The organism is Nonomuraea sp. CA-143628 (assembly GCF_050942315.1).
In the GTDB taxonomy this organism is placed as follows: Bacteria; Actinomycetota; Actinomycetes; order Streptosporangiales; family Streptosporangiaceae; genus Nonomuraea.
Map to the genome: position 1 here is coordinate 8343955 of NZ_CP192072.1, position 26270 is coordinate 8370224.

The 26270-nt window shown below is 70.0% G+C and carries 26 protein-coding genes and 1 tRNA gene; 16 read left to right on the forward strand and 11 right to left on the reverse strand.

All coding sequences use genetic code 11. The features are described 5' to 3' along the window. Positions 1 to 38 precede the first annotated feature (38 nt). Positions 39 to 494 (forward strand): nuclear transport factor 2 family protein, encoded by a 456-nt coding sequence (locus ACQP2T_RS38005; protein ID WP_433509719.1) that lies wholly within the window; start codon positions 39 to 41, stop codon positions 492 to 494. Between the two features lie 18 nt (positions 495 to 512). Here ACQP2T_RS38005 and ACQP2T_RS38010 read toward each other — a convergent pair whose 3' ends face one another. Together ACQP2T_RS38010 and ACQP2T_RS38015 are read right to left on the reverse strand one after the other, a co-directional pair. Then, positions 513 to 3194 (reverse strand): LuxR C-terminal-related transcriptional regulator, encoded by a 2682-nt coding sequence (locus ACQP2T_RS38010; RefSeq protein ID WP_433509720.1) that lies wholly within the window; start codon positions 3192 to 3194, stop codon positions 513 to 515. Positions 3195 to 3267: 73 nt separating this feature from the next. Next, the gene (locus ACQP2T_RS38015) at positions 3268 to 3795 is read right to left on the reverse strand and encodes a carboxymuconolactone decarboxylase family protein (protein ID WP_433509721.1); all 528 of its coding nucleotides are present in this window, start codon (positions 3793 to 3795) and stop codon (positions 3268 to 3270) included. 58 nt (positions 3796 to 3853) lie between these two features. Here ACQP2T_RS38015 and ACQP2T_RS38020 point away from each other — a divergent pair, with 58 nt between their 5' ends. The 4 genes from ACQP2T_RS38020 to ACQP2T_RS38035 all read left to right on the forward strand — a co-directional run bounded on the left by ACQP2T_RS38020 (position 3854) and on the right by ACQP2T_RS38035 (position 6157). Beyond that, complete coding sequence (locus tag ACQP2T_RS38020; protein WP_433509722.1) at positions 3854 to 4546, forward strand: GNAT family N-acetyltransferase; 693 nt, start codon at positions 3854 to 3856, stop codon at positions 4544 to 4546. A gap of 25 nt (positions 4547 to 4571) precedes the next feature. Further along, a complete protein-coding gene (locus ACQP2T_RS38025) occupies positions 4572 to 4946 on the forward strand; it encodes a BlaI/MecI/CopY family transcriptional regulator (RefSeq protein WP_433509723.1) in 375 nt (124 codons plus the stop codon). After that, complete coding sequence (locus ACQP2T_RS38030; RefSeq protein ID WP_433509724.1) at positions 4943 to 5893, forward strand: M56 family metallopeptidase; 951 nt, start codon at positions 4943 to 4945, stop codon at positions 5891 to 5893. The genes ACQP2T_RS38025 and ACQP2T_RS38030 overlap by 4 nt, the downstream gene beginning before the upstream one ends. A gap of 84 nt (positions 5894 to 5977) precedes the next feature. Continuing rightward, positions 5978 to 6157, forward strand: coding sequence for a DUF4396 domain-containing protein (locus tag ACQP2T_RS38035; RefSeq protein WP_433509725.1), 180 nt, complete (start codon positions 5978 to 5980; stop codon positions 6155 to 6157). Here ACQP2T_RS38035 and ACQP2T_RS38040 read toward each other — a convergent pair. Both ACQP2T_RS38040 and ACQP2T_RS38045 read right to left on the reverse strand, forming a co-directional pair. Beyond that, positions 6154 to 7320 carry an FAD-dependent monooxygenase gene (locus ACQP2T_RS38040; RefSeq protein ID WP_433509726.1) on the reverse strand — a complete coding sequence of 389 codons (1167 nt, stop codon included), beginning with the start codon at positions 7318 to 7320 and terminating at the stop codon, positions 6154 to 6156. The genes ACQP2T_RS38035 and ACQP2T_RS38040 overlap by 4 nt on opposite strands. Then, the gene (locus ACQP2T_RS38045) at positions 7317 to 8711 is read right to left on the reverse strand and encodes an MFS transporter (RefSeq protein ID WP_433509727.1); all 1395 of its coding nucleotides are present in this window, start codon (positions 8709 to 8711) and stop codon (positions 7317 to 7319) included. The genes ACQP2T_RS38040 and ACQP2T_RS38045 overlap by 4 nt, the downstream gene beginning before the upstream one ends. Before the next feature lie 78 nt (positions 8712 to 8789). On the opposite strand from ACQP2T_RS38045, the gene ACQP2T_RS38050 reads away from it, so the two are divergent. Beyond that, positions 8790 to 9374 carry a TetR family transcriptional regulator gene (locus ACQP2T_RS38050; protein ID WP_433509728.1) on the forward strand — a complete coding sequence of 195 codons (585 nt, stop codon included), beginning with the start codon at positions 8790 to 8792 and terminating at the stop codon, positions 9372 to 9374. Between the two features lie 55 nt (positions 9375 to 9429). On the opposite strand, the gene ACQP2T_RS38055 is transcribed toward ACQP2T_RS38050, so the two are convergent. The 3 genes from ACQP2T_RS38055 to ACQP2T_RS38065 form a co-directional block, all read right to left on the reverse strand. Then, a complete protein-coding gene (locus ACQP2T_RS38055; RefSeq protein ID WP_433509729.1) occupies positions 9430 to 10047 on the reverse strand; it encodes a DUF305 domain-containing protein in 618 nt (205 codons plus the stop codon). Positions 10048 to 10186: 139 nt separating this feature from the next. Then, positions 10187 to 10843 carry a DUF305 domain-containing protein gene (locus tag ACQP2T_RS38060; RefSeq protein WP_433509730.1) on the reverse strand — a complete coding sequence of 219 codons (657 nt, stop codon included), beginning with the start codon at positions 10841 to 10843 and terminating at the stop codon, positions 10187 to 10189. Positions 10844 to 10920: 77 nt separating this feature from the next. Further along, positions 10921 to 11373, reverse strand: a complete 453-nt coding sequence (locus tag ACQP2T_RS38065) for a hypothetical protein (protein ID WP_433509731.1) — start codon at positions 11371 to 11373, stop codon at positions 10921 to 10923. 773 nt (positions 11374 to 12146) lie between these two features. Here ACQP2T_RS38065 and ACQP2T_RS38070 point away from each other — a divergent pair. Next, on the forward strand, positions 12147 to 13439 hold the full coding sequence (locus ACQP2T_RS38070; RefSeq protein ID WP_433509732.1) for an MFS transporter: 1293 nt from the start codon (positions 12147 to 12149) through the stop codon (positions 13437 to 13439). Positions 13440 to 13687: 248 nt separating this feature from the next. Then, positions 13688 to 14662, forward strand: a complete 975-nt coding sequence (locus ACQP2T_RS38075; RefSeq protein WP_433509733.1) for a C40 family peptidase — start codon at positions 13688 to 13690, stop codon at positions 14660 to 14662. 105 nt (positions 14663 to 14767) lie between these two features. Here the strand turns inward: ACQP2T_RS38075 and ACQP2T_RS38080 are convergent, their stop codons facing one another. Then, complete coding sequence (locus tag ACQP2T_RS38080) at positions 14768 to 15394, reverse strand: TetR/AcrR family transcriptional regulator (protein ID WP_433509734.1); 627 nt, start codon at positions 15392 to 15394, stop codon at positions 14768 to 14770. Positions 15395 to 15495: 101 nt separating this feature from the next. Between ACQP2T_RS38080 and ACQP2T_RS38085 the strand changes: the two genes are divergently transcribed. Both ACQP2T_RS38085 and mca read left to right on the forward strand, forming a co-directional pair. After that, positions 15496 to 16365 (forward strand): alpha/beta fold hydrolase, encoded by an 870-nt coding sequence (locus ACQP2T_RS38085; RefSeq protein ID WP_433509735.1) that lies wholly within the window; start codon positions 15496 to 15498, stop codon positions 16363 to 16365. 35 nt (positions 16366 to 16400) lie between these two features. Further along, a complete protein-coding gene (mca, locus tag ACQP2T_RS38090; RefSeq protein WP_433509736.1) occupies positions 16401 to 17234 on the forward strand; it encodes a mycothiol conjugate amidase Mca in 834 nt (277 codons plus the stop codon). 127 nt (positions 17235 to 17361) lie between these two features. Here the strand turns inward: mca and ACQP2T_RS38095 are convergent, their stop codons facing one another. Continuing rightward, entirely contained in the window at positions 17362 to 18066 is a 705-nt protein-coding gene (locus ACQP2T_RS38095) for a universal stress protein (RefSeq protein WP_433509737.1), read from the reverse strand. 107 nt (positions 18067 to 18173) lie between these two features. On the opposite strand from ACQP2T_RS38095, the gene ACQP2T_RS38100 reads away from it, so the two are divergent. Both ACQP2T_RS38100 and ACQP2T_RS38105 read left to right on the forward strand, forming a co-directional pair. Further along, complete coding sequence (locus ACQP2T_RS38100) at positions 18174 to 20765, forward strand: GNAT family N-acetyltransferase (RefSeq protein WP_433509738.1); 2592 nt, start codon at positions 18174 to 18176, stop codon at positions 20763 to 20765. Positions 20766 to 20883: 118 nt separating this feature from the next. After that, positions 20884 to 23220 (forward strand): phosphoketolase family protein, encoded by a 2337-nt coding sequence (locus ACQP2T_RS38105; protein ID WP_433509739.1) that lies wholly within the window; start codon positions 20884 to 20886, stop codon positions 23218 to 23220. A 34-nt stretch (positions 23221 to 23254) separates the two neighbouring features. On the opposite strand, the gene ACQP2T_RS38110 is transcribed toward ACQP2T_RS38105, so the two are convergent. Continuing rightward, the gene (locus ACQP2T_RS38110) at positions 23255 to 23677 is read right to left on the reverse strand and encodes a nitroreductase family deazaflavin-dependent oxidoreductase (protein WP_433509740.1); all 423 of its coding nucleotides are present in this window, start codon (positions 23675 to 23677) and stop codon (positions 23255 to 23257) included. Positions 23678 to 23958: 281 nt separating this feature from the next. On the opposite strand from ACQP2T_RS38110, the gene ACQP2T_RS38115 reads away from it, so the two are divergent. Next, positions 23959 to 24540 (forward strand): Rv1733c family protein, encoded by a 582-nt coding sequence (locus tag ACQP2T_RS38115; RefSeq protein WP_433509741.1) that lies wholly within the window; start codon positions 23959 to 23961, stop codon positions 24538 to 24540. 178 nt (positions 24541 to 24718) lie between these two features. Further along, positions 24719 to 24970: a DUF4342 domain-containing protein gene (locus ACQP2T_RS38120; protein WP_433509742.1), complete on the forward strand. Its 252-nt coding sequence runs from the start codon at positions 24719 to 24721 to the stop codon at positions 24968 to 24970. Positions 24971 to 25062: 92 nt separating this feature from the next. On the opposite strand, the gene ACQP2T_RS38125 is transcribed toward ACQP2T_RS38120, so the two are convergent. Next, positions 25063 to 25139, reverse strand: a tRNA-Pro gene (locus ACQP2T_RS38125). An 85-nt stretch (positions 25140 to 25224) separates the two neighbouring features. Between ACQP2T_RS38125 and ACQP2T_RS38130 the strand changes: the two genes are divergently transcribed. Next, positions 25225 to 25650 (forward strand): hypothetical protein, encoded by a 426-nt coding sequence (locus ACQP2T_RS38130; RefSeq protein ID WP_433509743.1) that lies wholly within the window; start codon positions 25225 to 25227, stop codon positions 25648 to 25650. A 69-nt stretch (positions 25651 to 25719) separates the two neighbouring features. Continuing rightward, positions 25720 to 26265, forward strand: coding sequence for a hypothetical protein (locus ACQP2T_RS38135; protein WP_433509744.1), 546 nt, complete (start codon positions 25720 to 25722; stop codon positions 26263 to 26265). The last annotated feature ends 5 nt before the right edge of the window (positions 26266 to 26270 follow it).

Here is a 26270-nt window from a genome sequence, read left to right on the forward strand (position 1 = left end):
AGCACTGGAACACCCACCTACCTGACCAGGGAGCACAAATGACCCGTCCACCTGTCCCGCCCTTCACCGCCGAGACCGCGCACGCCAAGGTGCAAGCCGCTGAGGACGCCTGGAACACCCGCGATCCGGAGCGCGTGGCACTCGCCTACACGCCGGACTCGACCTGGCGCAATCGCGACGAGTTCGTCACCGGCCGAGCGGAGATCATCGCCTTCCTGACCCGCAAGTGGGCCAAGGAACTCGACTACGCGCTCCGCAAGGACCTCTGGGCGTTCACCGGCGACCGGATCGCCGTCCGTTTCCAGTACGAGTGCCACGACGCCGACGGGCGATGGTGGCGCAGCTACGGCAACGAGCTCTGGGAGTTCGACGCCGATGGGCTGATGCGACGACGCGAGGCGAGCATCAACGACCTCCGGATCACCGCCGAGGAGCGCCGTATCTTCGGCCCGCGCCAGGCCGGTGATCAGGGCATGTCCATTCCGCTCGCATAGGCCCAGAACTGCGGATGGTCACGTTTCGCCGGCTGCGGGCGCCTTCTGCAGAACCACCAGCCGCGCCAGATCCGTACGAGAGCCGATGCCCAGCTTCGGATAGATCTTGTACAGGTGATACTCGACCGTGCGCGGGCTCAGGAAGAGCTGGGCGGCGATCTGCTTGCTCGACAACCCATCGGCGACCAGGCCCGCGATACGCAGCTCCTGCGGGGTCAGCGCGTCGAACACGGCGGCGGGCGGGGCCTGCCCGCTCTCCCCCGCCGCCCGCAACTCCTCCTGCGCGCGCCGCGCCCACGGCCGGGCGCCCGCCCGTTCGAACGTCTCCCACGCCGTCCGCAGATGCGCCCGCGCCTCGCCCGGCCGCTGCGTCCGGCGCAGGCGCTCACCCAGCAGCAGGGCCGTCCTGGCCGCCTCGAACGGATTGGTGTGCAGCCGCAGCGCCTCGCCGAAAGCGTCCTCGGACGACTCGACCAGGCCCCGGCAACGGGCCAGCAGGGCGTGCGACTCGGCCGTGGCGGCGTGCGTCGACCACCGCTCGTACGCGGCCAGCACCGCCCGGGCGCCCGCCTCGTCACCCGCGCCCACGGCGGCCTCGACGCGGTCCGGGGCCGTCCGCCACACCACGGTCGGATGCCCCGCGCCCGGCCCTGCCGCGGTGATGGCCGCGAAACGGTCGTGCGCCGCCGCGAACCGGCCCAGGCACAGGTCGAGCAGCGCCAGCGCGTACGAGGCGACGCCCGCGCGCAGCCCGACCCGGTGCGGAACAGCGATGGCCAGCGCCTCGCGGGCCTGCCGCTCGCAGGGCTCCTCCTCGCCCCGCAGCGCCGCCACCACCGCCAGGTTGGCCAGGTGCGCGGCCACCGTGTTCTCGTACCCGGCCTCACGAGCCAGCTCCAGGCCCTCCTCGGAGACGGCCTGGCTGCGCGCCAGCCGCCCCGCGATGCGCTCGGCCGTCGCCACGAACTCCAGTACGACCGGCAGCTGGCCGCTCATCCCCGACACCCGGGCCACCTGCCCGGCCCGACCGGCCATCTCGGCGGCCAGGTCTCCCTCGCCCAGGTAGCTGGCCGCGGCCGCCGCCCACAGGTATTCCGCCGCGTCCTCCAGCTCACCGACCCGGGCCAGCGCCCGCCGCAGCAGGACCGGCCCGGCGGCGTCTCCGTCCAGCGTCAGGCCGATCCCGGCCACCGTGTCCCGCAGGAACCCTTCAGGATGCGCCGCGGCCCGCCGGCCGAGCTCGGCGATGGCCGCCGTGTCGCCGACGTACGAGGCCGCCTCGACGGCATCGGCCAGCATGTCCAGGCTCTCACCCGCCGCCAGGATCCGTACGGCTTCGGCGGCGTTGCCCGAGTTCAGCTCGAACCGGCCCCGGAGCTGGGCGATCTCCATGGCGAGCATGGCGTCCCCGTCGGCCCGTTCGCGCGCCTCGGCCAGCAGCGACTCCGCCTGTCCCGGGCGGCCGCCGAGCCAGGCCGCGACGGCGGCGTCCTTCAGGCGGACGGCACGGGAGCGCGGCTCGGGGGTCAACTCGGCGGCCCTGGCCAGGGCGGTGGCGGCGGCGCCATACCCGCCACGGTCACGCGCCCGCTCCGCGGCGGCCACCAGCGCGGCGGCGACCCGCTCGTCCTGGCCCAGGGCCGCTTCGGCCAGGTGCCAGGCGCGGCGGTCATCCGAGGCCAGCTCCGCGAGGACGGCGTGCACGTGGCGAACGTCGGCGGGGGCGGCCGCCTCGTGCACCGCGGATCGGATGAGCGGATGACGGAAGCGCACGCTCGTGCCCGACACCCCGGCCAACCCGGACTCCTCCAGCTCGGCCAACGCCGCCCGCGTGCTCGTACCGGACTGTGTCGCTTGCTCGGCGAACAGCCGGTCGGTGGCGCGCAGGACCAGGTCGAGGTCGGCCTCGACGGCGGCGGCCAGGGCGACCAGCCGAGCTGGGGCGGACAGCGCGGCCACCCGATCACCGAAGAGCCGGGCACCACCGGGCAGTGGGTCGGGCAGTGGTTCGCGCCCGGCGAGCTGCGCGCGCGTCAGGCGAGCGGCGACCTCGCCCAGGGCGAGCGGGTTCGCGCGGGTCGACGTGACAAGCTCGCGTGCCACCTGGGCGGGCAGCACACCGCAGCGGGACTCCAGCAACTCGGCCGCGGCGGGCTCGGACAGGCCGCGCACGTCCATCGTCAGCGGCACACCCTTGACAGCGGCGTCCCCGCGCACGGCGAACAAGATCGCGATCCGTTCCGTCCCCAACCGCCTGGCGGCGAACAGCAGCGCGTCGGCCGAAGCCCGGTCCACCCACTGGAAGTCGTCGACCACGCAGATCAGACCGTCCGGCGCGGCGGCCTCGGCCAGCAGTGAGAGCACGCCGGCCCCCACCAGGAACCGATCGCCGACACTGCCCGCGGCAAGCCCCAGGGCCGCGCTCACAGCCACGCGCTGCGGCTCGGGCAGCGCGTCCAGCGCGCCGGTCACCGGCCACAGCACCTGGTGCAGCGCCGCGAACGCGAGGTCGGACTCCGACTCCACGCCGGTGGTCCGCAACACCCGCATCCCGCCACCGCGCGCGGCCGCCGCGTCAAGCAGGGCGGTCTTGCCCTCCCCCGCCTTGCCGCGCAACACCACCGCGCTCCCGGCGCCATCACGGGCCCGCGTGATCACCTCGTCGAGTGCGCTGATCTCCTCAGATCTTCCATAAAGCACGAACACCCACTGTAGGAGGCCTCGACGCGGCTGCGGATGACCACGCCCGCCGACGGCGAGCCCGTCAGGCGACCTACGCGATCTCTTCTGCCGGCTGCAAGCCCACCAGGAGGTTGAAAGCGCCGGTCAGGAGATTGAGGGCGACGACGCCCACGATCTCCGCCACGATCCGGTCGCTCCAGCCGTGCGCCCGCACCTCCGCGACGTCCTCATCCGTGATCGCCGACGGCTCGGCCAGCACACGCACGGCCAGGGCGATGAGCGCCGCCTCCCTGGCGTCGGTGGACGTGCCCTGCCGGGCCAGCGCGATGTCGCTCTCGCTGAGCCCCGCCGCGCGCCCGCCCTCGGCATGCGCCTGAAGGCAGTGGCCGCAGCCGATCCATTCCTGTACGGCGAGCGAGATCTTCTCACTGAGCGCGCGCGGCAGCTTGACGCGCTTCATGGCCCGCGAGAAGTCCAGGTATCCCTGCAGCAGCGCGGGTGAGTGGGCCATGGTGGCGACCATGTCGCCCACGCCACCCCTCCTGCCGATGATGTCGTTCAGCAGCTCTCTGGATTTTTCCGGCGCCTCAGCGGGATCGAGGGGGGCCAACCGTCGCATATGTCCTCCAAAAGATTCTCGGATACCATACCCCCCTAGTGTATGAGGGAGGAAGGCGATGGAGCGACGGCTCATGGAGCACCTGTCCTGCTGGCTTGGCGGCCGGCCCGCGACGAGCGGGCTGGACATCATCGGCACGCCCAAGCGCACCAGCCCAGGATGGGACGGCAAGATCCACCCGGTCATGGGAGTCGCGAGCCCGGAGGGCGGCGTGTTGTCGGTCCCGGCCGAGCACGCCGCGACCGTGGCGGAGCAGTACGCCAAGGACGACAAGGACCTCACCGCATTGGGACCACGGATCCCCGGCCTGGTCGGCTTCCCCGAGCGCGGCTGGTTCACCGCCGTCTATCGGTGGACCACACACCCACCGCCATTCCCTGACGCGGGCGTCTGGGTCCCCGCCGATTCCCCGGACACCCCCGAATGGCTGCGGCCCTTCGGCGGGGACGTCCTGATCGCCACGGATCCGGTGACCGGAGAGCACCTGGCGGGGGTGGGGATCAAACGACACGACGCCCACGGGCACGAACTCGCCGTCGTGACCGCCCCGCAAGCACGCGGCCGTGGCCTGGCGCGCAGGCTCGTCGCCCAGGCGGCCCGGCGGGTGCTGGACAAAGGCGCGGTCCCCACCTACATGCATGATCCCGCGAACCACGCCTCCGCCGCGGTCGCCGAGGCGGCGGGCTTCAGCGACCACGGATGGCTCGTCTTCGGCGCGACCGAGGCTCGCCAGCGCCGGCGAGCGGCATGACTACGATCGCCGGTAGGATCAGGGCATGATACGAGGCCTGGGTGAGCTCGAATCCACGATCATGGATTGGTTGTGGGCGCTGCGCCGACCGGCTTCCGTACGCGACGTGCTGGAGGGTTTGCGTCAGGAGCGGGTCATCGCGTACACCACGGTGATGACCGTGATGGACAACCTGCACACCAAGGGCCTGCTCAAGCGCCGGCCCGTCGGCCGGGCCTACGTCTATGAGACGGTCGCGTCGAAGGAGGCCTATACCGCCGGCCTGATGCGCAGCGCGCTGGCGGGCAGCGGCAACCAGGCCGCCACGCTCGTGCACTTCCTGGAGCAGCTCACGCCGGAGGAGGCCGCGGCGCTGGAGGCGGCGTTGCAGGTGTTCCCGCCCGGCGGAAGGCCGGCATGATCGCCGCTCTCGCCCTGGCGCTCTACACGATCGTCGCCGCCATCTGGCTGCCCGAGCTGGGGCGGCGGGCGGCGCGCTGGGCCGAGCGGGCGCCGCGGCTGGCGATCGCGTTGTGGCAGGCGGCCGGCGCGTCGGTGCTCGCCTCGGCGGTGCTGGCCGCGCTGGCCTTCGCCGTGCCCGCGGACGTCGTCGGGCACGGCTTGGCCGAGCTGTTCGCGATCTGCGCCGACATGCTGACCGACGGTTCCGGCCTGACCTGGACGAGTGCCGTGGGGCTGTCGGCGGCCGCCCTGCTCATGGCCAGGGCCGCCTACTGTGGCGCGGCGGTGCTGCTCAGAGCCCATGTCGAACGTCGTGAGCACGCGGCCATGCTCGACCTCCTGGGCCGGCATGACAATGACCTGGGCGCGGTGGTGATCGACTACGCCGAGCGACTGGCCTACTGCGTGCCCGGCAGGCGCGCCAAGATGGTCATCACCACGGGCGCGCTGCACACCCTGGCGCCCGAGCAGGTCACCGCGGTCCTGGAGCACGAGCGTGCGCATCTCCGCGGCCGCCATCACCTCGTGCTGGCCGCCGCCGAAGCCCTGGCCAGGGCGTTTCCCGGCATCCCGCTGTTCGAGCGGGCCAGGACGGAGATCACCCGGCTGATCGAACTGCTGGCCGACGACGTCGCCGCCCGCCGCCACCCCCGCGCGCAGATCGCCGCCGCGCTGGTCCGCCTGGCCACCGGCCGAGCGCCCGCCTTCACGCTCGGCGCGGGCGGCGAGACGGCACTCACCCGGGTACGCCGCATGCTCAACCCCGAGGCGCCGCTCCGCCGCCGGGAACGCCTGGCCGGGCTGGCGGCGGTCGCCGTGTTGCTGGGCGGGCCCGCGATGGTCGCACTGGTGCCCGGCGTCAGCTCCTTCCTCGCCCATCACTGCCATTCGCTCTTCGCTCTTTAACCTACGATCGCCCATAGTCGGTTCCGACTCCGTGCGAGGAATGCGCGTCGCCACTACGGAGGAACATTCGGCGAGGTGCTGGGCATGGTCATCGGCACCGCCGCCGGTCTGTCCAACCTCACCACGGTGGTGCTGTCCGTGGCGCTGGCCTGCGTGTTCGGCTACGCGCTGACCATGCGCGGCGTCCTGCGCGCCGGAGTCGACTTCCGTACGGCGCTGAAGGTCGCCATGCCCACTGAACGCTCATGGCCGCTGAACGCTTAAGGCTCGTTGTGGAAGCGGAGGTGGCGGCTGAGCAAGTGCGTCACCGGCGGGACGGTGGCCAGGCGCAGGGGCAGGTCACGCAGGGCGAGCTCGAACCGGTTGCGTGGTGCGTGCACGCCTGTGTTGGCCCGCCCCTTGCGCTGCCGCTCGACCACCTCCGGCCGTAATCCGGCCTCCCAAGCGCGCAGCGCCGCGGGAATGTCGCCGGAATGGCGTTCGAGCTCGGCACCGAGGAGGTCGGCACCGCCCACGGCCAGCGAGGAGCCGTAGCCGGCGAAGAGCGTGACGCACCAGGCGGCGTCGCCGAGCAGGACGACGCGTCCCTCGCTCCACCGGTCCATGACGATCTGGCTGACGCTGTCGAAGTAGACGGCCTCCTCGTCCAGGTCCGCGATCAGCTCTGGCACGGCCCACCGCGGGCCGGGATATTCCTGCTGAAGGGCGCGGCGCGGCCCCTTGGCCAGTTCCGCGTCGGGGTCGGCGGCGCTGTAGGTGAAGAACGCGGCCGACCGGCCACCTCCCAGGTCGGCGACGGTGAACGTCCGGCCGACGCCGCTGACTGTGGTGAACGCCCGCTCGGGCGCTCCGCCGGGCAGTTCGTCCAAGGTGAAGGCGGCCACCACGTGGCCCAGGTCGCGCCGGAAGCGCTCTTCGGGACCGAAGACGAGCGTGCGTACCGACGAATGCAGGCCGTCGGCGCCCACCAGTAGGTCCGCCCGTTCTACCGAGCCGTCGGCAAGGGCGACCTCCACCATGTCGGCGTCCTGGCTCACGGCCGTGATGGTCGTGCCGAAGCGGATCTCGGCTTGATCGGCCACCGCCTCGTACAGAACGTCCTCGATGGCGCCGCGCAGCAGCGCCATGCCGCCGTCACCGAGAACCTTGCGTACGGTCGAGTGCGGGACGGTGAAGCGCGGGCGCCCATCCGCTCGCAGATAGGCCAGGTCGAAGGCCACGACCTGATGGGCCCGCAACGCGGGCAGGACGCCCATGCGGTCGGCGGCCTCGTACCCGATGCCGGAGAAGATGACCGCGTAGCCACCGCCTCGTCGCGCCGGGGAGCGCTCGAGGACAAGGGGTTCCCAGCCGATCTGGCTCAGCCGCAACGCGGCGGCCAGGCCCGCGATCCCCGCGCCGACGATGATCGCTCGTTTCGTGGTCATGCCGCCAGATCCTTTCTGCCAGGGAAGAACGTGATCGCGAAGACGGCGCACAGTGCCATCAGGACGGCGGACATGACGAAGGCGAGGCCGTACCCGTCGGTGAGCGCCGCGCTCGGCGGCATACCCGCCTGGAGCCGCTCATCGGTACGGGCGGCGGCCGCGGTCGCCAGGACCGCCAGCCCGAGCGCGCCGCCGAGCTGAGCACTGACATTGAGCACCGCGGCGGCCACACCGCTCGCCGACGACGGCACGCCCGACAGCGCGGCATCGGTGAGCGGCACGACCATGATCCCGTGTCCCGCGCCCACGACCGCCATGGGCACGATCAGGCTCGCGAGCAAGCCGGCGGTCGGCGAGATCCAGGCCAGCGGCAGCAGGCCCGCGGCGACGACCAGCGTGCCGAACGTCAGGACCAGCCGCGTGCCCAGGCGGCGGACCAGCAACGGGCCGAGCCACGAGGCGCCGACCATGACGACGGTCATCGGCACGTACGCCAGGCCCGTCACCAGCGCCGAAAACCCGAGTACCTCCTGCATGAACAGCGTGGCCAGGTAGAACAGGCCGAACAGAGCGCTGGCCCGTACCACTTGGATCAGGTTGGCCCCCGCCACGGAGCGGATGCGAAACAGCCCGAAATCGACGAGCGGCCGGCGCGCGACGGCGTTCTCGTGGACGGCGAAGTAGCCCAGCAGCGCCGCCCCGACGAGCAGGAGCCACCATTCCGCGCGCAGCACCGCGTAGATCAGCATCCCGACCCCCACCGTGACGGTCACCGCCCCCACGACATCGAACCCCCGGCCCGGCTGAGGCTCACCACGCGCGGGCAGAACACGGCCGGCGGCCACCAGCAGCACGCCGATCGGCACGTTGATGAAGAAGATCCACCGCCAGCCCGGCCCGTCGGCGAGCAGCCCGCCCGCGACCAGCCCCAGCGCGCTGCTCACCGCCGTAGCCGTCCCCCACACCGCCAGCGCGCGGCTGCGCGGCCGCCCCTCGGGGAAGATCAAGGTGATCATGGCCAGGGTCATCGGCGCGACCAGCGCGGCCGCCAGCCCTTGCGCGCCCCGAGCCCCGACCAGCACCCCGGCGCTCGGCGCCAGCCCGGCCACCAGCGACGCCCCCGTGAACAGCGCGATGCCGCCCATGAGGACCCGCCGGTGGCCGAACAGATCGCCCAGCCTCCCGCCGAGCAGCAGAAAGCCGCCGAAGAGCACCATGTACGCGTTCACCACCCAGGACAGATCAGCCGCCGAGAAGGCCAGCTCGTCCTTGATCGCGGGTAACGCCACATTCACCACCGTGCTGTCGACGGCGTCCAGCACTTGCGCCAGGCACAACGCGACCAAGGCCACCACATGCCCCCGCGTCCACACGAACTCCTGCGTCTCCATATCCCTCCTCAGAATGAACACTCGCTCATACAGTATGAGCGAGTGTTCATTCTGGCAAGTTCGGTAGACTCCGGAGCCATGTCACCGCGCGGCGTCACCATCCCTGAGGTACGACAGCAGCTCTTCGACGCCGCCGAGCGGATCCTGCTGCGCGAGGGGCCATCCGGGCTGACCAGCCGGGCGATCACCCGGGAGGCCGGGGTCGCCGCCGGGCTGCTCCACAACCACTTCGGCGACCTGGACAGCTTCCTGGCCGCGCTCTTCGTCGACCGGGCGCGGACGGCGACCGTACGCCTCCGGGGGCTGGCCACCCAGGCCGGATCGGGGGCCGTGGTGGACAACGTGATGGTGACCATCGAGCCGCTGTTCGCCGGCAACCTGCTCGCGCTCGGCGGGCTCGCCTTGGCCAGGCCGTCCATTGTGAGCAAGCTGGGCGAGGCGCACAGCGAGGGGGCGCTGGAGCTGGATGCGAGCGAGCGCGTGATCGCCGACTACCTGGCGGCCGAGCAGCAGCTCGGCCGCGTCCCACTCGGCGCCGACACCGCCTCGATCGCCCTCGCCCTGGTCGGGGCGGCGCATCAACTCCTCCTGACGCGTGGCCCGCACGCGCCGGACCTGCGCGAGCGCATACGCCGCGTGGCGGACGCCCTCCTCACCCCCTGACGCCTACGCGTGACGCACGCGCTCCTCACCCGACGAAGCCCAGCAGCCCGTCGCGCTATTGGAGCCGAGCGAGGATCTTCTGCATCTGGTCCACTTCGGCCTGCTGGCCGGTCTCGATGGTGTCGGCGAGCTGCTTCGCCTCCGGATTCTTCCCGCGCTCCCGCTCGGTGCGGGCCATGGTGATCGCGCCCTTGTGGTGAACGATCATCATCTGGAGGAATGCCTTGTCGAAGGCGGAGCCCTTGGCGTCTTCGAGCTTCTTCATGTCCTCAGCGGACATCATCCCGGGCATGCCATGCCCCATCCCCTGGTCCATGCCGCCGGACGGCAGCGGCTTACCCCAGTCGGTGAGCCAGCCCTTCATGGTCTGGATCTCCGGATCCTGAGCCGCCTTGATCTTCGCCGCCAGCTCCTTGACCTCCTTGTCGGAGGCCCGCGTCTCGGCCAGCTCGGCCATCTCCACCGCCTGCTGGTGGTGCGGGATCATCATCTGCGCGAACATCACGTCCGCGTCGTTGAATTCGGCTCCCGGTTGTGCGCTCGTCGTCGGCGTCGCGGCCGCCCGCACGGCGTTGGGAAAGGCGGACGCGCTCCGGCCCGCCGTCATGCCGCCGCAGGCGGCGAGCAGTAGCGCTCCCGTCACCAAGGAAACGCCGGCTGGTTTGGTGATCATCCCTGCTGAACCCCCCGATCGCAGGACATCAACCTACGAGGAGGGCTTCTACCCTGCTCAGAAGGGCTCTCACCTGCGCGTTTCACCCCGGCGACGAGCCTGGCCGGCTGCCCGGCGACCGGGCAGCCGGCACCAGCCGCTAGAGCCGGTCGAGGATCTTCTTCATCTGGTCCACTTCGGCCAGCTGGGCGCTCTCGATGGCCTTGGCCAGCTCCTTCGCCTCAGGGTTGGAACCCTGGGACTGCTCGGTGCGCGCCATGGTGATCGCGCCGTTGTGGTGGGCGATCATCAGCTCGGCGAACCCCTTGTCGAACGCGGTCCCCTTGGCGTCTTCCAGCCTCTTCATGTCCTCCGCGGACATCATCCCGGGCATGCCATGCCCCATCCCCTGGTCCATGCCGCCGGACGGCAGCGGCTTACCCCAGTCGGTGAGCCAGCCCTTCATGGTCTGGATCTCCGGATCCTGAGCTCCCTTGATCTTCGCCGCCAGCTCCTTGACCTCCTTGTCGGAGGCCCGCGTCTCGGCCAGCTCGGCCATCTCGACCGCCTGCTGGTGGTGCGGGATCATCATCTGCGCGAACATCACGTCCGCGTCGTTGAACGTCGCCGCCGCCTGAGCAGTCGCCTGATCACTCGCCTGAGCGCTCGCCGACGTGGCGGCCGGAGCGCTGGACATGGTGGACATGTCCTTCCCGTCCATCGAGGCACTGTCCGTACCGCCGCATGCGGTCAGCAGGATCAGCGCGGCGCCCGAGGTGGCGACGATGGCGGAGAATTTCCTGATATTCGTGAACATGGTGGTCTCTCTGAAGATTGACGTGCATGGCTGACACCTCCCGGACGACCCTGAGGATCGTCCGCAGATGGATCGGCCTATGTACGCATCACTGAGAGCCCGGCGAGGGCAGGGGCCAGGCGGCGTGGCGGCGACCTGGCCACTCCGCCCACCCATGGCCTCCTGGCGGCCATCGCTCCTGGCCACGGCCGCATCATGGCCAAGATCACCGCGATCAACAGCGCGACGATCAAGGGCAGCACGGCCAGGCACACATCGGTCGGATCCGGCCAGACCGAGCTCCCGGAGCCCAGCAAGGGCCCGCTGAGCACACCGACGGTCGCCGCCTGCCCGATGAGCTCCGTCCCGCCCTCCGGCATCGCCTTCTCAGAAGCCTCCATGTGCGCCGGAGCGTACGAGCCGAGGGGCGAGGAGGTCTCATGCGAGGCCAGGTGCCCGAGCGTATGCATGCCCCAGACACCCAGGACGAGCATCACCGGCAACAGCCATCGCGGACAGAGAAGGGACGACCAGCGGACCGATCCGCCCACGCGCCCCTCCTCCCCCGCACGCTGCTCAGTGCTTGAGACCCGAGCGTGCGCTCACACGCCGACTCGCTTCAACTATTGCTCATAGTACTGCGCTCCCGGACGGCGGGAGGCACATGCGTTGTACTCCGTTCAGACCGCCAGCGCACCGCTCTTCACGCCGCCACCGCGGCGATGCGACTGTGGCACCACACTTGATACATACCCCATAGGGGTATAAATCTACTCGCGACATACCCAACCCTGGTATAGACGTCTGGAGAGTGCACCATGTCCGCACCATCCCCCAGGCGCTGGACCGCCTTGGCCCTGATCGCCATGGCCCAGTTCATCGTCATCATGGACACGTCGATCATCGGCGTGGCCCTGCCCCGCTTCCAGGAAAGGCCACGGTTTCTCCCAGGAGAGCGTCTTCGGTTCCCCGTGTTTACCCAGGTAAAGCGGACATCGGCGTAGTCTCGTCGCGCCCGACTGAGGTCGGGTAGTGATCTGGTGGAAGCCGAAGCCGCGTCCGTCCGGCGAGCCGGGCGGACCGTGGTTTGAGAACCGCGTTGTCGGGGCCTGACTGCGCACTGCTGGAGGGAGTGCGCCTCTTGGGCCACCGCCCCGCCGGACGCTATCCCGATGGTGCGGACACCAACGGGGGCGGGGACCGGGCGCTCAGTCAGGCACCCGGCTGTGACAGAAAATTACCGCACGATTACTATCCGTCGCAACCGATCGGGCCAGAGAAATCCAACAACAGTTCTAACGGTAACCACACGCTCGCATAGCGAATGCCAGCGACAGTTCATACCCTGTCCTGGGTCTTCAACGCCTACGTCGTCGCCTTCGGCGGGCTGCTCCTGCTCGGCGGCCGGCTGTCCGACCTGTTCGGCGCCCGCCGGCTCTTCGCCGCCGGCTGGCTGATCCTGCTCGCCGGCTCCCTGGCCGCCGGCATCGCCCCCGAGGTGTGGGTCGAGCTGACCGGCCGCGCCGTCCAGGGAATCGGCGCGGCATTGATCGCCCCCTCCGCGCTCACCCTGCTCATGATGCTCTTCGGCCGAGACCCCAAGGAGCTCACCAAGGCCCTGGCCCTGTACGGCGCCGCGGCCCCGGCCGGCGGCACCGCGGGAGTGTTCCTCGGCGGCCTCATCACCGAATACCTGAGCTGGCCCTGGGTCTTCTACATCAACATCCCCATCGCGCTCGTCGCACTGGTGGCCACCGGCCCGCTGATGCCCGCCGCCCAAGCCCAGCGCGGCTCCATCGACGTGACCGGCGCGCTCACTGTCACCGCCGGTCTCGGCGCCGCGGTCTACGCCATCGTCCGGGCGCCCGAGATCGGCTGGGGTTCCGCGCAGACCTGGCTCGTGCTGGCCGGCGCCGTGGCTCTGCTGGCCGCGTTCGTCGTCATCCAGGCCCGCCGCCGCGAACCGCTCATGCGGCTGTCGATCTTCCGCACCCCGAACCTCGCCGCCGCCAACCTCACCCAGTTGCTGCTCGGCGGGGCTTGGATCCCGATGTGGTTCTTCCTCAACCTCTACCTGCAGCAGGTCCTCGGCTACAGCGCCTTCCCCAGCGGCGCCGCCCTGCTCCCGATGACCGTACTCATCATGATCGGCATGATCGTGCTCGCGCCGCGGACCATCAACCGGTTCGGCCCCAAGGCCACGACCATCACCGGCCTGGCCCTGCTCACCGCCGGCATGGGCTGGCTGTCCCTGATCAGCCCGAACGGCACCTTCGCCGGAGACGTCCTGCCCGCCAGCCTCGTCGCCGCCCTCGGGATGTCCATGGCCTTCATCCCCTCACTCGGCACCGCCATCTCCTCCGCCCGCCCAGAGGAAGGCGGCCTCGCCTCCGGCATCGTCAACACCAGCTACCAGGTCGGCTCCGCGCTCGGCCTGGCCGCCATGACCGCCGTCGCCGCCGCCAACGGCGCCGGGCAACTCGGCGACCTGCCCGCCCTGACCAACGGCTTCTCCTCCGCCTTCATCGGCGCCGCCGGCATCGCCGCCGCGGGCACCCTGCTCGCCGCCCTGACACTGCGCACCCGTACGGCCGAGCCCGCCACCACCCGCCGGTGACCTACCGCGAACAAAGCGGACAAAGGAGAGTGACACCCAACGCCGCGCCCGGCTCCCCCGCTCTTGGGGCCGGGCGCGCCTTCTTGTCGCCGAACGGCACGCTTATCTCCTTATGAGATGACATCCGCTAGGCCAGATAGTATGTCCCGCCAGCGAGAGCAATCCCTGCGAACAGGCCAACCGGCCCCCCGCCTTCTGTACTATTGCGCCCCAGGTTTGGAGACTTACGAGGAGGCATCGTAGTGGCCGTGCCGACAAGGCTTGGGCAGACAGCTATGGCGGCGGCACTGGCCTCGGCCGTATTGGTCTCCAATCCCGGCGGTGCCGCCGCCGCGCCTCCGTCGCCCGCCAGGGCCAGGGCCAAGCTGGTGAAGCTGAACGAGCAGGCGGACGACCTGGTCGAGCGGCACAACCAGGCCACGGAGGCGTACAAGTCGGCCAAGAAGAAGTACGACGCTCTCAACGCCGAAATCGGCCGCAAGGATGAGCGAGTCGCCACACTGCGCAGAGACCTCGTCACGGCGGCCGTCGGCGACTACCAGACCGGCCCGCTCACCTGGCAACGATTCGCCTTCCAGAACAGCCCGGAAACGACGCTGAGCAGCATGGCCTCTCTGGACCAGATCGCGCAGGACAGGGCCGCGAAGGTGCTCGCCTTCGATGCGACCACCAAGGACCTGCGCGACAGCCGCGCGGCGGCCAAAAGCGTCCTGGCGGATGCCGACGCGGCGCGCGACAAGGTACGCGGCGAGAAGGAGAAGGTGGAAAAGCTCATCAAGGAGCAGACCAAGCTGCTGCGCCGACTGGGCGCCTTCAAGACCGGCGACCCCAACAGCACGGGCATCCCGTACACCGGACCGGCCTCCGGCAACGCCCGCCTGGCGCTCCAGTTCGCCTTCGCCCAGATCGGCAAGCCCTACCAGTACGGCGCCGTGGGGCCGGGCTCCTACGACTGCTCCAGCCTCACCCAGGCCGCCTGGCGTAGCGCGGGAGTCGAGATCCCGCGCACCACGTACACCCAATGGAGCTGGGGCGCCAGCCGCCACGTCCCCCTCGACGCGTTGCAGCCCGGCGACTTGCTCTTCAGCAAGGGGCTGGGGCACATGGGCATGTACGCGGGCGACGGGAAGATGGTCCACGCACCTCAGACGGGCGACGTCGTGAAGGTGGTCGCTCTCGACGACTACTGGCGTAACCGCCTGCTCGGCGCCGTCCGTCCCTGACGGAGCCCAGCACACGGGCATCCATCCCCACAAGACCCGGCACCTTCGTACGGGAAGGTCGGCAGGTGGACGTGGTGCTCCTACAGATCGCGTCTGATCATGCTGTCACCGCATCGCATAGTCGGCCATAGAGACTTCCAGCAGCCCGAACACCTGGCGGGCCGAGCGGGTCACGGTGGAGGCGATCTGGCGGTTGCTCCGCCCCTCCCTCGTGAGATCCATGATGTGCTCGAACAGGGTGCGGTGGGCGGCACCGAGCAGGGCGGCCGCCGCGCGGGCCGTGAGATCGCCGGGTGTGGACGCGGTGTCGGCGGCAAGGACCTGGGCGAGGGCGTCTTCGCGCTGGTCGTGCAGGTCGCGTAGCCGGGCGGTAAGGGTGGGGCTGTCGCTGATCATGCGGGCGAAGCCCTGACTGGAGAAGCCGATGACGGCGTCGTGCCGCTCCACCCCGGCAAGGAACTCGCGACGCAGGGCGGCCAGCGCGGACTCCCCCGCCGACCGGTCGGCGACGGTGCGGGCCAGGCTGGCGGCGAACGTCTCGTGATGGTCGAGGGCGAGGTCTTCCTTGCGGGGGAAGTAGTTGGTGACGGTCATCTTGGCCACCTGGGCGGCGGCCGCGATCTCGGTGATGGTCACCGCTTCGAAGCCGCGCTCGATGAACAGTCTCGTCGCGGCGTTGGAGATCGCCTGCCGCGTCTGCTGCTTCTTGAGCTCGCGAAGTCCCGTGGCCATGACACCACATCCTCTCATAGGCCGATCATAAATCGATGCTTGACACATTTTTATGTCCATCCTAAATTTATGTCCCACCCAAGCAATACGGGAGGGAATCCTTGAACATCCCCGCCGGTTCCGACGAGACCGCAGCGGTCATGGCGCAGATGCGTGCGCTGGCAGCCGGGACCCCGGAGCCGCCCGCGGACGCCGATTTCACTCCGGCGCTCCCGCACATGGAGGGGGCCGCCGGGCAGTGGGTCAACACCTCTGGGCGTTCGGCGGCGGAGGCCGGTATCACGCTGTACATTCACGGCGGCGGCTTCACCCACACCGAACCCCGGATGGAACGACTCATCGCCTGCCATCTGTCCAAGGCGACAACTCGGCCGGTCTTCGCGGTGGACTACCGGCTCGCCCCTGCCCACCCCTACCCGGCGGCGCTCGACGACGTGACGGCCGTCTACAGCAGGCTGCTCGATCAGGGCGTACCGGAGTCCCGGATCATCCTGTTCGGCGAGTCGGCAGGCGGCACCCTCGCCCTGTCGGCGCTGCTGGCACTCAAGGAAAGCGCGGCCCCGATGCCGGCCGCAGTGATCGCGGTGTCCCCCTTGACCGATCTGACCCTGTCCAGCCCGTCGCTGGACACCAACGACGAACGAGACATGATCAATCGGGCGGTACTGAAGGGCGTCGCGACCCAGTACCTGGCAGGAGCTCGACCGGATCTGGCGCCTCAATCCCCCCTGTACGGCGATCTTCGTGGCCTGCCGGCCCTTCTGCTGATAGCCGGTTCCGCGGAGGTGCTGCTCGACGATGCCCGGCGCTTCGCGGCGGCCGCCTCGGCAGCGGGAACGGCGGTCACCCTCGATGTCTACGAGGGCATGCCCCATGTCTTCCACCTGGCGATGTTGCCGGGCGTACCCCTTCCCACCACGACCACGTTCCTCCGCCGCCTGACGGAGTGGACCGAAGAAAGGCAGAGATGACGTCGCGGATCACGCCAGGAGAGCCCCTTCGCCTGATGAGCGTGCACGCCCATCCTGACGACGAGTCGAGCAAGGGCGCGGCGACACTCGCCAAGTACGCCGCGGAGGGTGTGGACGTCCTGGTGGTCACCTGTACGGGCGGGGAGCGCGGCGACGTGCTGAACCCCGCGATGGACCGGCCCGGCGTACGGGAGAACCTCACCGAGATCCGGCGGGCCGAGATGGCGGCGGCCAGGGAGATCCTGGGCGTCCGGCAGCACTTCCTGGGCTTCGTCGATTCGGGCCTGCCGGCGAACGGCGAGCCGCTGCCGGACGGCTGCTTCGCCCTCCAACCGCTGGAGGAGGCGGCCGGGCGGCTGGTGGCGTTGATCCGCGAATTCCGCCCGCACGTGATCGTGACCTACGACGAGACCGGCGGATACCCACACCCCGACCACATCAAGACGCACCAGGTGACCATGGCGGCATTCGACGCCACTCGTCATCCGGAAAACGGCGAACACTGGCAGCCACTCAAGCTCTACTATCTGGGCACCCTGTCGCGAGCCTGGTTCCAGGCCATGCACGATGCCCTGACAGCGCGCGGGATCGACTCGGGAATGGCGGCCGTGCTGGCAGAGCTCCCGGACGACGCCCCCGCGCTGGAGATCACTACCCGCATTGCCTGCGCGGAGTACTTCGAGGTCCGGGACCGGGCGTTGCTCGCCCACGCCACGCAGATCGACCCCGCCAGCGGGTTCATGCTCCACGATCGGGACGCCGAGCGGGAGGTGTGGCCTGTCGAGGACTATCACCTCGCTCGGTCCCACGTCGACGGCACCGTTCCCGAAGACGACCTGTTCGCCGGCCTGCGCCCCGGCCGCGAGTGACACCCCGCTCAACCAGATCCGGCCCGCGGTGGCGACCACGTCCCGAACGCGGGCCGCTCGGGGCCGCGGCATCGTCAGGCCCGCGACGAACTCCCCCAGCCTGCCAGGCCCTCTTCAACAGGACGGTTCAGGCTTGGCCCACCACCGCCACCGGGCAAGGTGCGTGCTGCAGGAGGTAGCCGGCGGCGCCGTGACGCGTGGCTCCTGTGCGTCCGATGACCACCAGCGTGGCGTGGTCGGCGGCGTCGTACGGCTGAACGCGCACGCCGGGATGACGCGCCGCCCACTCGGAGAGGTCGGCCGGGGAGGCGATCGGAAGCCGGCGCAGCGCGGCTTCGCCGAAGGCGAAGTCCAGCACGGCCGCCTCCGGATCCTTGCTGGTCACGATGATCGGGCCGCGCCTGGTCGGCGCGGGCAGCGGGCCCGGGCCGCGGACGACGATGACCGGGCAGTCGGCGTGGGCGGCGACGTAGCCGGCGACCGAGCCGACCACCACCCGGGGCAGCGCGCTCAGGCCGCGGGAGCCGACCACGATGAGGGCGGCGTCGTCGGAGAGCTCGACGAGGCGCTGCGCGGCGGCCCCTTCGTGCAGATCGGTGTCGACGCGCACGCCCGAGCTGGTGGAGCGGGCGCACTCGGCACCGTGCCACAGCACGTGCTCGGCGGCCTTGCGCAGGTGGGCCTTGGCGTCCTCGTCCGCCGCACCGTAAGGCCACTGCCAGGCGTGGGCGACGGTCAGCGGCAGCTGCCTGAGCTCCGCCTCGTCCAGCGCCCAGTCCAGGGCCTGCATGGAGAAGTCCGACCCGTCGTAGCCGAGCACGATGTCGTTCATGCCGCCAGCCTGACGCGTGCGCGGGCCGGCGGGTAGGGACCTTGGTCCCGCGGGCGAAGGCCGTACGGCACTGCCTGCCGAGCCGATCGCCCGACAGCCTCGAAGGTATGACCGACGGATATGACGTCTTGCTGCGCGACGGCGGGATCGCCCACGTGCGACCACTGCGGACCGACGATCGCCAGGCGCTGCACGAGCTGGTGGACCGCTCGTCCGAACGCTCGGCCTACTTGCGCTTCTTCACCGGCGGCCGGAACACCGCGCACTCCTACATGGATCGCGTCACCAGCGACAAGTACGACGGCCATGCCCTGGTGGCCACCCTCCGGGGCCGGCTCGTGGCGGTCGCCGAGTACATCCCCATCCGCGACGGCAGCGCCGACCTGGCCATCCTCATCGACGACGCCGTACACGGCCATGGGCTCGGCACGCTGCTGCTGGAGCACGTGGCCCTGGACGCCGCCACGCACGGCGTGCGCGAGCTGATCGCGGACGTACTGGCCGAGAACCAGCGGATGATCAAAGTGCTGCGCGACCTCGGCCTGGACCTCACACAGCGCTTCGACGGCGGCATGCTGCACCTGGCCATCGCCGCCGAGCCGACCGCGCGGCTGCGCGCGGGCATCGAGGCCCGCGACCACGAGGCGAAACGCGCCTCCCTGGCCCGGGTGCTGGCCCCCCGCTCCGTAGCGGTGATCGGCGCCGGCCGAGACGAGCGGGGCGTCGGTCACAAGGTGCTGCGCAACCTCATCGACGCGGGCTTCGAGGGCCCGATCCACCCGGTCAATCCGAACGCGACCGAGGTGGCCGGACTGACCTGCCACCCCACGGTGCCCGACGGCGTGGACCTGGCGGTCGTGGCGGTGCCCGCCCGGCACGTGCTTCAGGTGGCCCGCGACTGCGCGAACGGCGGTGTGGCCGGACTGGTGGTGCTCACGTCGGGGTTCGCCGAAGCCGGGCAGCCCGAGCTGGAGTCGCAACTGGTGCGCGTCTGCCGTACAGCCGGTATGCGGCTGATCGGCCCGAACTGCCTGGGCGTGATCAACACCGCGGCCCACCTGAACGCCAGCTTCCTGCCGCACCATCCGGCCCCGGGCCGGGTCGCGCTGGTCTCGCAATCCGGCGCGGTCGGGGCCGCGCTGTTGGAAAGGCTGAACGTCTCCTCGTTCGTCTCGGTCGGCAACAAGGCCGACGTCAGCGGCAACGACCTGCTCGAATCCTGGGAGGACGACGACGGCACCGACGTGATCGCGCTGTATCTGGAGTCGTTCGGCAACCCGCGCAAGTTCGCCCGCATCGCCCGCCGGGTAGGCGCGCACAAGCCGGTGTTGCTGGTCAAGAGCGGTCGCGGCGGCGCGGGAGATCGGGCGGTGCGCTCGCACACCGCCGCCGCGGCCACCCCCGACGTCGCCGTGGACGCCCTGGTCCGCGCCTCGGGGGTGATCCGGCTCGACAGCGTCCATGAGCTGATCGACACCGCCAAACTGCTGTCCGCCCAGCCCCTCCCCCGAGGCCGCCGGGTGGCGATCGTCGGCAACTCGGGCGGTCCTCAGGCGATGGCCGCCGACGCCTGCGAGCAGCAGGGTCTGGTCGTTCCCGAACTGCCGCCCGGCCTGCTGCGGGCCCGTACCGCCGCGGCGCTGGGCAACCCGGTGGACCTGACCGCGGACGCGAGTGCCGAGGAGATCGGCGCCGCCGTCGCGGCGCTGGCCGCCTCGCCGGAGGTGGACGTGGTCCTGGCCGTGTACACCCCACCGTTCGGCTCGGGGCTCGAGCAGACTCGGCAGGCCCTTTCCATCGCCGCGAAGGGAGCGGGCAAGACCGTGCTGGCCTGCGTCGTCGGCCATGACACTCTGATCGACGGCCACCTGCCCAGCTACGCCTTCCCCGAGCAGGCCGTGGAAGCGCTCGCGCACGCCGTACGCTACGCCGAGTGGCGCGACCGTCCCACCGAGCCGGCACCCGCCTCCTTCCGCGTGCACGAGCGGACGGCGCGGCAGCTCGTACAACAGGAGCTGTCAGCCCACCCGGACGGCAGGTGGCTCTCCCCCGCGACCACCGCCCGGCTGCTCGACTGCTACGGCGTCACGATGGTGGAATCGATCGAGGTGGACGGCCCCGAGGCCGCCGCGGCCGCGAGCGAGCGCATCGGGCCGCCCGTCGTCCTCAAGGCCGTCGGCCCGGTGCACAAGAGCGACATCGGCGGCGTCCGCCTCGGCCTCCGAACCGCGGACGAGGTGCGACAGGCGTACCACGATATGTCCGCGCACATCGGCCCGCAGATGACCGGCGCGACCGTCCAGCGCATGCTGCCGGGCGGTGTCGAGATCATCATCGGCGGCGTCAACTACCCGGCCTTCGGCCCGCTGGCCATGGTCGGCATGGGCGGCGTCATGGCCGACCTCCTGGCCGATCGCGCGTTCCGGGTGCCGCCCGTCACCGACCCCCTCGACATGATCGGCGAGCTGCGCTGCGCCCCGCTGCTGCACGGCTACCGTGGCTCGCCTCCGGTGGACGTGGAGGCCCTGGCCGACCAGCTCGTACGAGTGAGCAGGCTGCTGGAAGACCTGCCCCAGATCGCCGAGCTCGACCTCAACCCCGTCATCGTCGGCTCCGACGGCGCCACCACGGTCGACGCCCGCATCAGGGTGGCACCCTGTGAGCCACCGCCATCACTGCTCCTGCGGCGCCTGCGCTGACCGAACGACCGCGCCAATTCAGGACTTCCGCCCCTATTGGGATTAGATCACCAAAAATCTGGAGGCGTTGGTGCATGCCATCTCGCGCCAAGCCTCCTCGCGACTGAAGGTAACCGTGATGGATGTCATGAGCCAGGTGGACGCCTACTGGCGTGCCGCGAACTATCTGTCGGTGGGGCAGATCTATCTGCTGGACAATCCGCTGCTCACCGAGCCACTGCGCCCTGAGCACATCAAGCCGCGCTTACTCGGCCATTGGGGCACCACGCCGGGCCTGAACTTCTGCTTCGCCCACCTCAACCGCATCATCGCCGAGCGTGACCAGGACATGATCTATATCGCCGGTCCGGGGCACGGCGGCCCGGCTGCGGTGGCGCACGCCTGGCTGGAGGGCTCGTACTCCGAGAAGTACCCGGAGGTCTCGCGGGACGTCGCCGGTATGCGGCGGTTGTTCCGGCAGTTCTCCTTCCCCGGCGGCATCCCCAGCCATGTGGCACCCGAGACACCCGGCTCCATCCATGAGGGCGGCGAACTCGGCTACTCCCTCGCCCACGCCTACGGCGCCGCCTTCGACAACCCGGACCTGGTGGTGGCCTGCGTGGTGGGCGACGGCGAGGCGGAGACCGGGCCTTTGGCGGGGAGCTGGCATTCCAACAAGTTCCTGGACCCGTCGCGTGACGGCGTGGTGCTGCCGATCCTGCACCTGAACGGCTACAAGATCGCCAATCCGACCGTGCTGGCCCGCATCCCCTCGGCCGAGTTGCTGTCGCTGATGGAGGGCTACGGCTACCGGCCGCACATCGTCGGCCCCGACCACGAGCAGATGGCCACGACCCTCGACACCGTCTTCGACCAGCTCGCCGACTACAAGCAGGGCCGCGCCGACCGCCTGCCGATGATCATCCTGCGCACGCCCAAGGGCTGGACCGGGCCGCGCGAGGTGGACGGGCTGCCGGTGGAGGGCACCTGGCGCGCCCACCAGGTGCCGCTCTCCGGCGTCCGCGACAACCCCGAGCACCTGGCCATGCTGGAGCAGTGGATGCGCTCCTACCGGCCCGATGAGCTGTTCGACGCCGATGGGCGGCCGGTGGCCGAGATCTTGGAAACGGTTCCGCACGGCGCACGGCGGATGAGCGCCAGCCCGCACGCCAACGGCGGTGAGCTGCTCGAACCCCTCGCATTACCAGACTTCCGCGACTACGCCGTAGAGGTCAAAACGCCTGCCGGGCAGTCCAGCGAGCCCACCCGTGTGCTGGGCCGGTTCCTGCGCGACGTGATCGCGGCGAACCCGCGGAACTTCCGGTTGATGGGCCCGGACGAGACGGCCTCCAACCGGCTTCAAGCCGTCTTCGAGGCGACCACCCGGGCCTGGAACGCCATCGTCGAATCAACTGACGAGAACCTCGCCCCCGGCGGCCGGGTCATGGAGGTGCTGAGCGAGCACCTGTGCCAAGGCTGGCTGGAGGGCTACCTGCTGACCGGCCGGCATGGGCTGTTCAACTGCTATGAGGCGTTCATCCACATCATCGATGCGATGTTCAACCAGCACGCCAAGTGGGTGGAGACGTCCAAGCGGATCCCGTGGCGGCGTCCGGTCGCCTCGCTCAACTACCTGCTCTCCTCGCACGTGTGGCGGCAGGACCACAACGGCTTCTCCCACCAGGACCCGGGCTTCCTCGACGTCGTGGTCAACAAGAAGGCCGAGGTCGTGCGGGTCTATCTGCCGCCGGACGCCAACACGCTGCTCTCTGTCGGCGACCACTGCCTGCGCTCCCGCGACTACGTCAACGTCGTCGTGGCCGGCAAGCAGCCGGTGCTCGACCTGTTCACCATGGACGAGGCCATCGCGCACTGCACCCGTGGCCTCGGCATTCTGCCCTGGGCCTCCACCGATCAGGGCGCCGACCCCGACGTGGTGCTGGCCTGCGCGGGTGACGTCCCCACTCTGGAAACCCTCGCCGCCGCCGCGCTGCTCCGCGAACACCTCCCGTCGCTGAAAGTACGCGTCGTCAACGTCGTCGACCTGATGCGGCTGCAACCGCCCTCGGAACACCCGCACGGCCTGCCGGACGCCGAGTACGACGCCCTGTTCACCACCGACCGGCCAGTGATCTTCAACTTCCACGGCTACCCCTGGCTGATCCATCGCCTCACCTACCGCCGCCATGGGCACGCACACCTTCACGTACGCGGCTACAAAGAGGAAGGCACCACCACCACGCCGTTCGACATGGCCATGCTCAACGACATCGACCGCTATCACCTGGTCATGGACGTCATCGACCGCGTCCCCGGCCTCGGCACCAACGCCGCGCACCTACGCCAGCGCATGTCCGACGAACGGCTCAAGGCCCGCGCCCACACCCGCGAACACGGCGAGGACGCCTCGTACATCAGCGGCTGGACCTGGCCCGACCCACCTGACCACGCTCCAACGATGAGAGCTCCCCGATGACCGTTGCCGACGAGGAATGACCCCGCCGCTCAGATCACCCGCCGGCGGACGACACCGTCGGGGGCACGATACGGAAGACCGGGAAACGATCGGCGATCGCCTCGAACTCGGCCGGCGAGGCGCGCCGATCCACGGGGATGTGCGCCCGCGCACCCGGCGCCACCGCCAGGTAGCGGCGAAGAACAGGGGCGCGCAGTTCGATGGGAACCTCCTCGAGCACGATCCTCTCGCTGCGTCCGTGCCGTAGAAGCCCTTCTCCCTTTGCCGCCCGTACGTTACCCACCCAGTTGGCCTTCTCCCCGAGCATCGACACCAGGTAGCGCTCGTTCTGGTAGTCGGCGACGACCAGGGGAAAGGAGATGAGACGCCCCGTGCGGCGGCCTGGCACCTCCAGGGTCACCATTCGCTCCGGCATCAGCACGCCGGTGGAGTGGAGGAGGGCGGAGAGCCGGTTCATCGCCCCTGCCAGGCGATTCGGCCGTCCCCCGCGATATAGCCACTGCCGGAAACCTGTACCCCTCATCGCTACCTCCCAGAAATGATGTCCCTTCAGCACATCTCTTCCTGCGATCTTCGGTCAGTGCCGATAGTCCCGCTCCGCCAGGACTTTCGCCCCAGCGAACCGGGGACGCCGGCCTTGGCGCCGCTGCGAAGGACCAAGGTCCCTGTCGCGCCGAGTCGTACGGCTCTGCCGGTCATGGCCGGCAGAGCCGCACAGTGGACAGAAGGAGGTGCGCCGTGAAGAACTCATCCCATCCGCTGTTGCTGTGCGTGCGGTTGTACCGGCCGGATGGCAATCCGTTGCGCCGCCGCTCCGACCGGCTGGAGTCCGCCCTTGTCCTGGCAGTCCTGCTGCTGGTGCTGGCCAGCCTGTGGCCGGCCGTGCTCGCGGGCCGGGCCACCTACCAAAGCGTCCTGCGCGATCAGCAAGGTCATTCGCGTGTACGGATCATGGCCACGTTGTCGCAGGACGCTCCGGGCGCCATCGCGCCGTTCACCGAGATACCCACGGCCGAGCCTCGGGCGATGGCGCGATGGACTTTCCACGGCACTCCGCGCAGCCACCTGGTGCCGGTGTCCCCATCGGCCAAGGCCGGCTCGGTGGTGCCGGTGTGGGTCGACGCCGCCGGAACGCTCGCCACACCACCGGCTGACAAGGCGGAACTCGTGGGCAGAGGCCTGGCGACGGGCGCCCTCATCGTCCTGGCGACGGCGTTGCCGGCGATGAGCTTGTTCTTGGGTGCCCGCCGGCGAATGAACCGGGCCCGGTACCGGCAGTGGGAGACCGACTGGGCGCGAGCAGACCACAGCTCCGCCTAGATCCGACCTGAAACGCCGGGCATACTGGGCGAACGTTTCGACAGCGCCTCCGGCCTCGTCGTCCTGGACGAACGTGGCCAGGACCACCGGCGGGCATGACGGGCCCTTCGCCTCCTGCCCCGGCGCCTGCCCGCACGCATCCTGAAAGCGGAGCGAATCAGAAGGGAGAGCAGCAGAGATGACCGTCACCAAGGAAGAGGTCAAGGTCCGCAGCACGGAGCTCGCTGACAAGATCAAGACGTTGATTCACGAGGGCAACGTCCGCCGGATCATCCTCAAGGACTCTTATGGCCACACCGTGATGGAGATCCCCGTGACCGTCGGCGTCGCGGCGCTCATCGTCGCCCCCGTCGTCTCGGCCGTCGCCGCGCTGACCGCCTTAGCGGCCGAATGGACCATCCAGATCCACCGCGATCCCGACCATGTATAGGACAAGCGGCCGCTTCCGCCTGCCACTTGGCTTCCCGGAATTGAAAAAGGGTGCCACTCTCTCGAGTGACACCCTGCTCGACCAGAGAAACCTGGTCGGGACGACAGGATTTGAACCTGCGACCCCTTGACCCCCAGTCAAGTGCGCTACCAAGCTGCGCTACGTCCCGGTCTGTGTCGATCACCCCCTGCGGGGCGAGACGTCATAACCTTAGCGCACATCAGAACCACACGCGTACTCAGCAGGAGGGGCTCGTGGGGCGCAGGCCGACCGTTGATCGGAGTGAGCTGGCCAGGCTCGTCGCCGAGGGGATGAGCGTGCAGGAGTTGGCCACGCACTTCGGGGTGAGTGAGTCCGGGGTGTTGCAGGCCAAGCGGGCCGCGGGCCTGGCCAAGCCGATGCTCGATCACAGCCGGGCCGTACCGTGGAAGCTGGAGCGGAAGCACGCGCAGTCCGGGCCCGCCACGAACCTGCGGAACCTGTCCGCCGCCGCGCAGGGGAAGCCGCCGGCCGCCGAGCGGTTGAACACCGCCTTGCGGTGGGCGCAGCGGCTTGTCGATGCCGGGCTCGACGTCGGCTACGACAGCGTGAGCGGGTTCAGGGAGGTCGCCGCCGCCCCTGGTGACTCACACGTCGCGACAGTGCTGGAAGCGGCCAGGAAAGCGCTGGAAGGCCGCTGACACCGGCGTTTCGGGCGCTCGTACGGGGGCAGTCGCTGGTCTCGACATTAGAGACCGGAGGCGAACATCATGTCCACCTTGATCTGGGTGGTCGTCGTCGTGGTCGCGGTGGTGGCCCTCGCCGCAGTCGGCTACGTGGTGTTGCAGCAGCAGCGCCGCAGCCGCCTCCGCACACGTTTCGGCCCCGAGTACGAACGCCTGATGGCGGAGCACGACAGCAGGCGCGACGCGGAGCAGGAGTTGCTCGCCCGAGAGCAGCGCCACTCCGAGCTGGACATCCGGCCCCTGCCGGAGGAGTCACGTGACAGCTACGCCACCCGGTGGAACGAGGTGCAGGAGCGCTTCGTCGACGCCCCCGGATTCGCGGTATCCGAGGCCGACCAGCTGGTGGCGGCGGTCATGGCGGAGCGCGGCTACCCCACGGAGGACTTCGAGCAGCGGTTGTCCGATCTGTCCGTCGGGCACGGTGCCACCCTGGACCACTACCGGGCGGCCCACGAGATCAGCGGGCGCGCCGCCAGGAAGGAGGCCTCCACCGAGGACCTCCGTCAGGCGATGGTGCACTACCGCGCGCTCTTCGAAGAGCTCCTACAAGAGACCACGCGAGGACGGTGACCGAT

Bases quoted from the DNA above. Each gene is read 5' to 3' on its own strand.
- ACQP2T_RS38040 (WP_433509726.1), bottom strand. From the start codon at position 7,320: ATGACCACGAAACGAGCGATCATCGTCGGCGCGGGGATCGCGGGCCTG.
- ACQP2T_RS38050 (WP_433509728.1), top strand. From the start codon at position 8,790: ATGTCACCGCGCGGCGTCACCATCCCTGAGGTACGACAGCAGCTCTTC.
- ACQP2T_RS38035 (WP_433509725.1), top strand. From the start codon at position 5,978: ATGGTCATCGGCACCGCCGCCGGTCTGTCCAACCTCACCACGGTGGTG.
- ACQP2T_RS38120 (WP_433509742.1), top strand. From the start codon at position 24,719: ATGACCGTCACCAAGGAAGAGGTCAAGGTCCGCAGCACGGAGCTCGCT.
- ACQP2T_RS38105 (WP_433509739.1), top strand. From the start codon at position 20,884: ATGGATGTCATGAGCCAGGTGGACGCCTACTGGCGTGCCGCGAACTAT.
- ACQP2T_RS38080 (WP_433509734.1), bottom strand. From the start codon at position 15,394: ATGGCCACGGGACTTCGCGAGCTCAAGAAGCAGCAGACGCGGCAGGCG.
- ACQP2T_RS38030 (WP_433509724.1), top strand. From the start codon at position 4,943: ATGATCGCCGCTCTCGCCCTGGCGCTCTACACGATCGTCGCCGCCATC.
- ACQP2T_RS38055 (WP_433509729.1), bottom strand. From the start codon at position 10,047: ATGATCACCAAACCAGCCGGCGTTTCCTTGGTGACGGGAGCGCTACTG.
- ACQP2T_RS38025 (WP_433509723.1), top strand. From the start codon at position 4,572: ATGATACGAGGCCTGGGTGAGCTCGAATCCACGATCATGGATTGGTTG.
- ACQP2T_RS38070 (WP_433509732.1), top strand. From the start codon at position 12,147: ATGCCAGCGACAGTTCATACCCTGTCCTGGGTCTTCAACGCCTACGTC.
- ACQP2T_RS38005 (WP_433509719.1), top strand. From the start codon at position 39: ATGACCCGTCCACCTGTCCCGCCCTTCACCGCCGAGACCGCGCACGCC.
- ACQP2T_RS38100 (WP_433509738.1), top strand. From the start codon at position 18,174: ATGACCGACGGATATGACGTCTTGCTGCGCGACGGCGGGATCGCCCAC.
- ACQP2T_RS38135 (WP_433509744.1), top strand. From the start codon at position 25,720: ATGTCCACCTTGATCTGGGTGGTCGTCGTCGTGGTCGCGGTGGTGGCC.
- ACQP2T_RS38095 (WP_433509737.1), bottom strand. From the start codon at position 18,066: ATGAACGACATCGTGCTCGGCTACGACGGGTCGGACTTCTCCATGCAG.
- mca (WP_433509736.1), top strand. From the start codon at position 16,401: ATGAGCGTGCACGCCCATCCTGACGACGAGTCGAGCAAGGGCGCGGCG.
- ACQP2T_RS38015 (WP_433509721.1), bottom strand. From the start codon at position 3,795: ATGCGACGGTTGGCCCCCCTCGATCCCGCTGAGGCGCCGGAAAAATCC.
- ACQP2T_RS38110 (WP_433509740.1), bottom strand. From the start codon at position 23,677: ATGAACCGGCTCTCCGCCCTCCTCCACTCCACCGGCGTGCTGATGCCG.
- ACQP2T_RS38020 (WP_433509722.1), top strand. From the start codon at position 3,854: ATGGAGCGACGGCTCATGGAGCACCTGTCCTGCTGGCTTGGCGGCCGG.
- ACQP2T_RS38060 (WP_433509730.1), bottom strand. From the start codon at position 10,843: ATGTTCACGAATATCAGGAAATTCTCCGCCATCGTCGCCACCTCGGGC.
- ACQP2T_RS38045 (WP_433509727.1), bottom strand. From the start codon at position 8,711: ATGGAGACGCAGGAGTTCGTGTGGACGCGGGGGCATGTGGTGGCCTTG.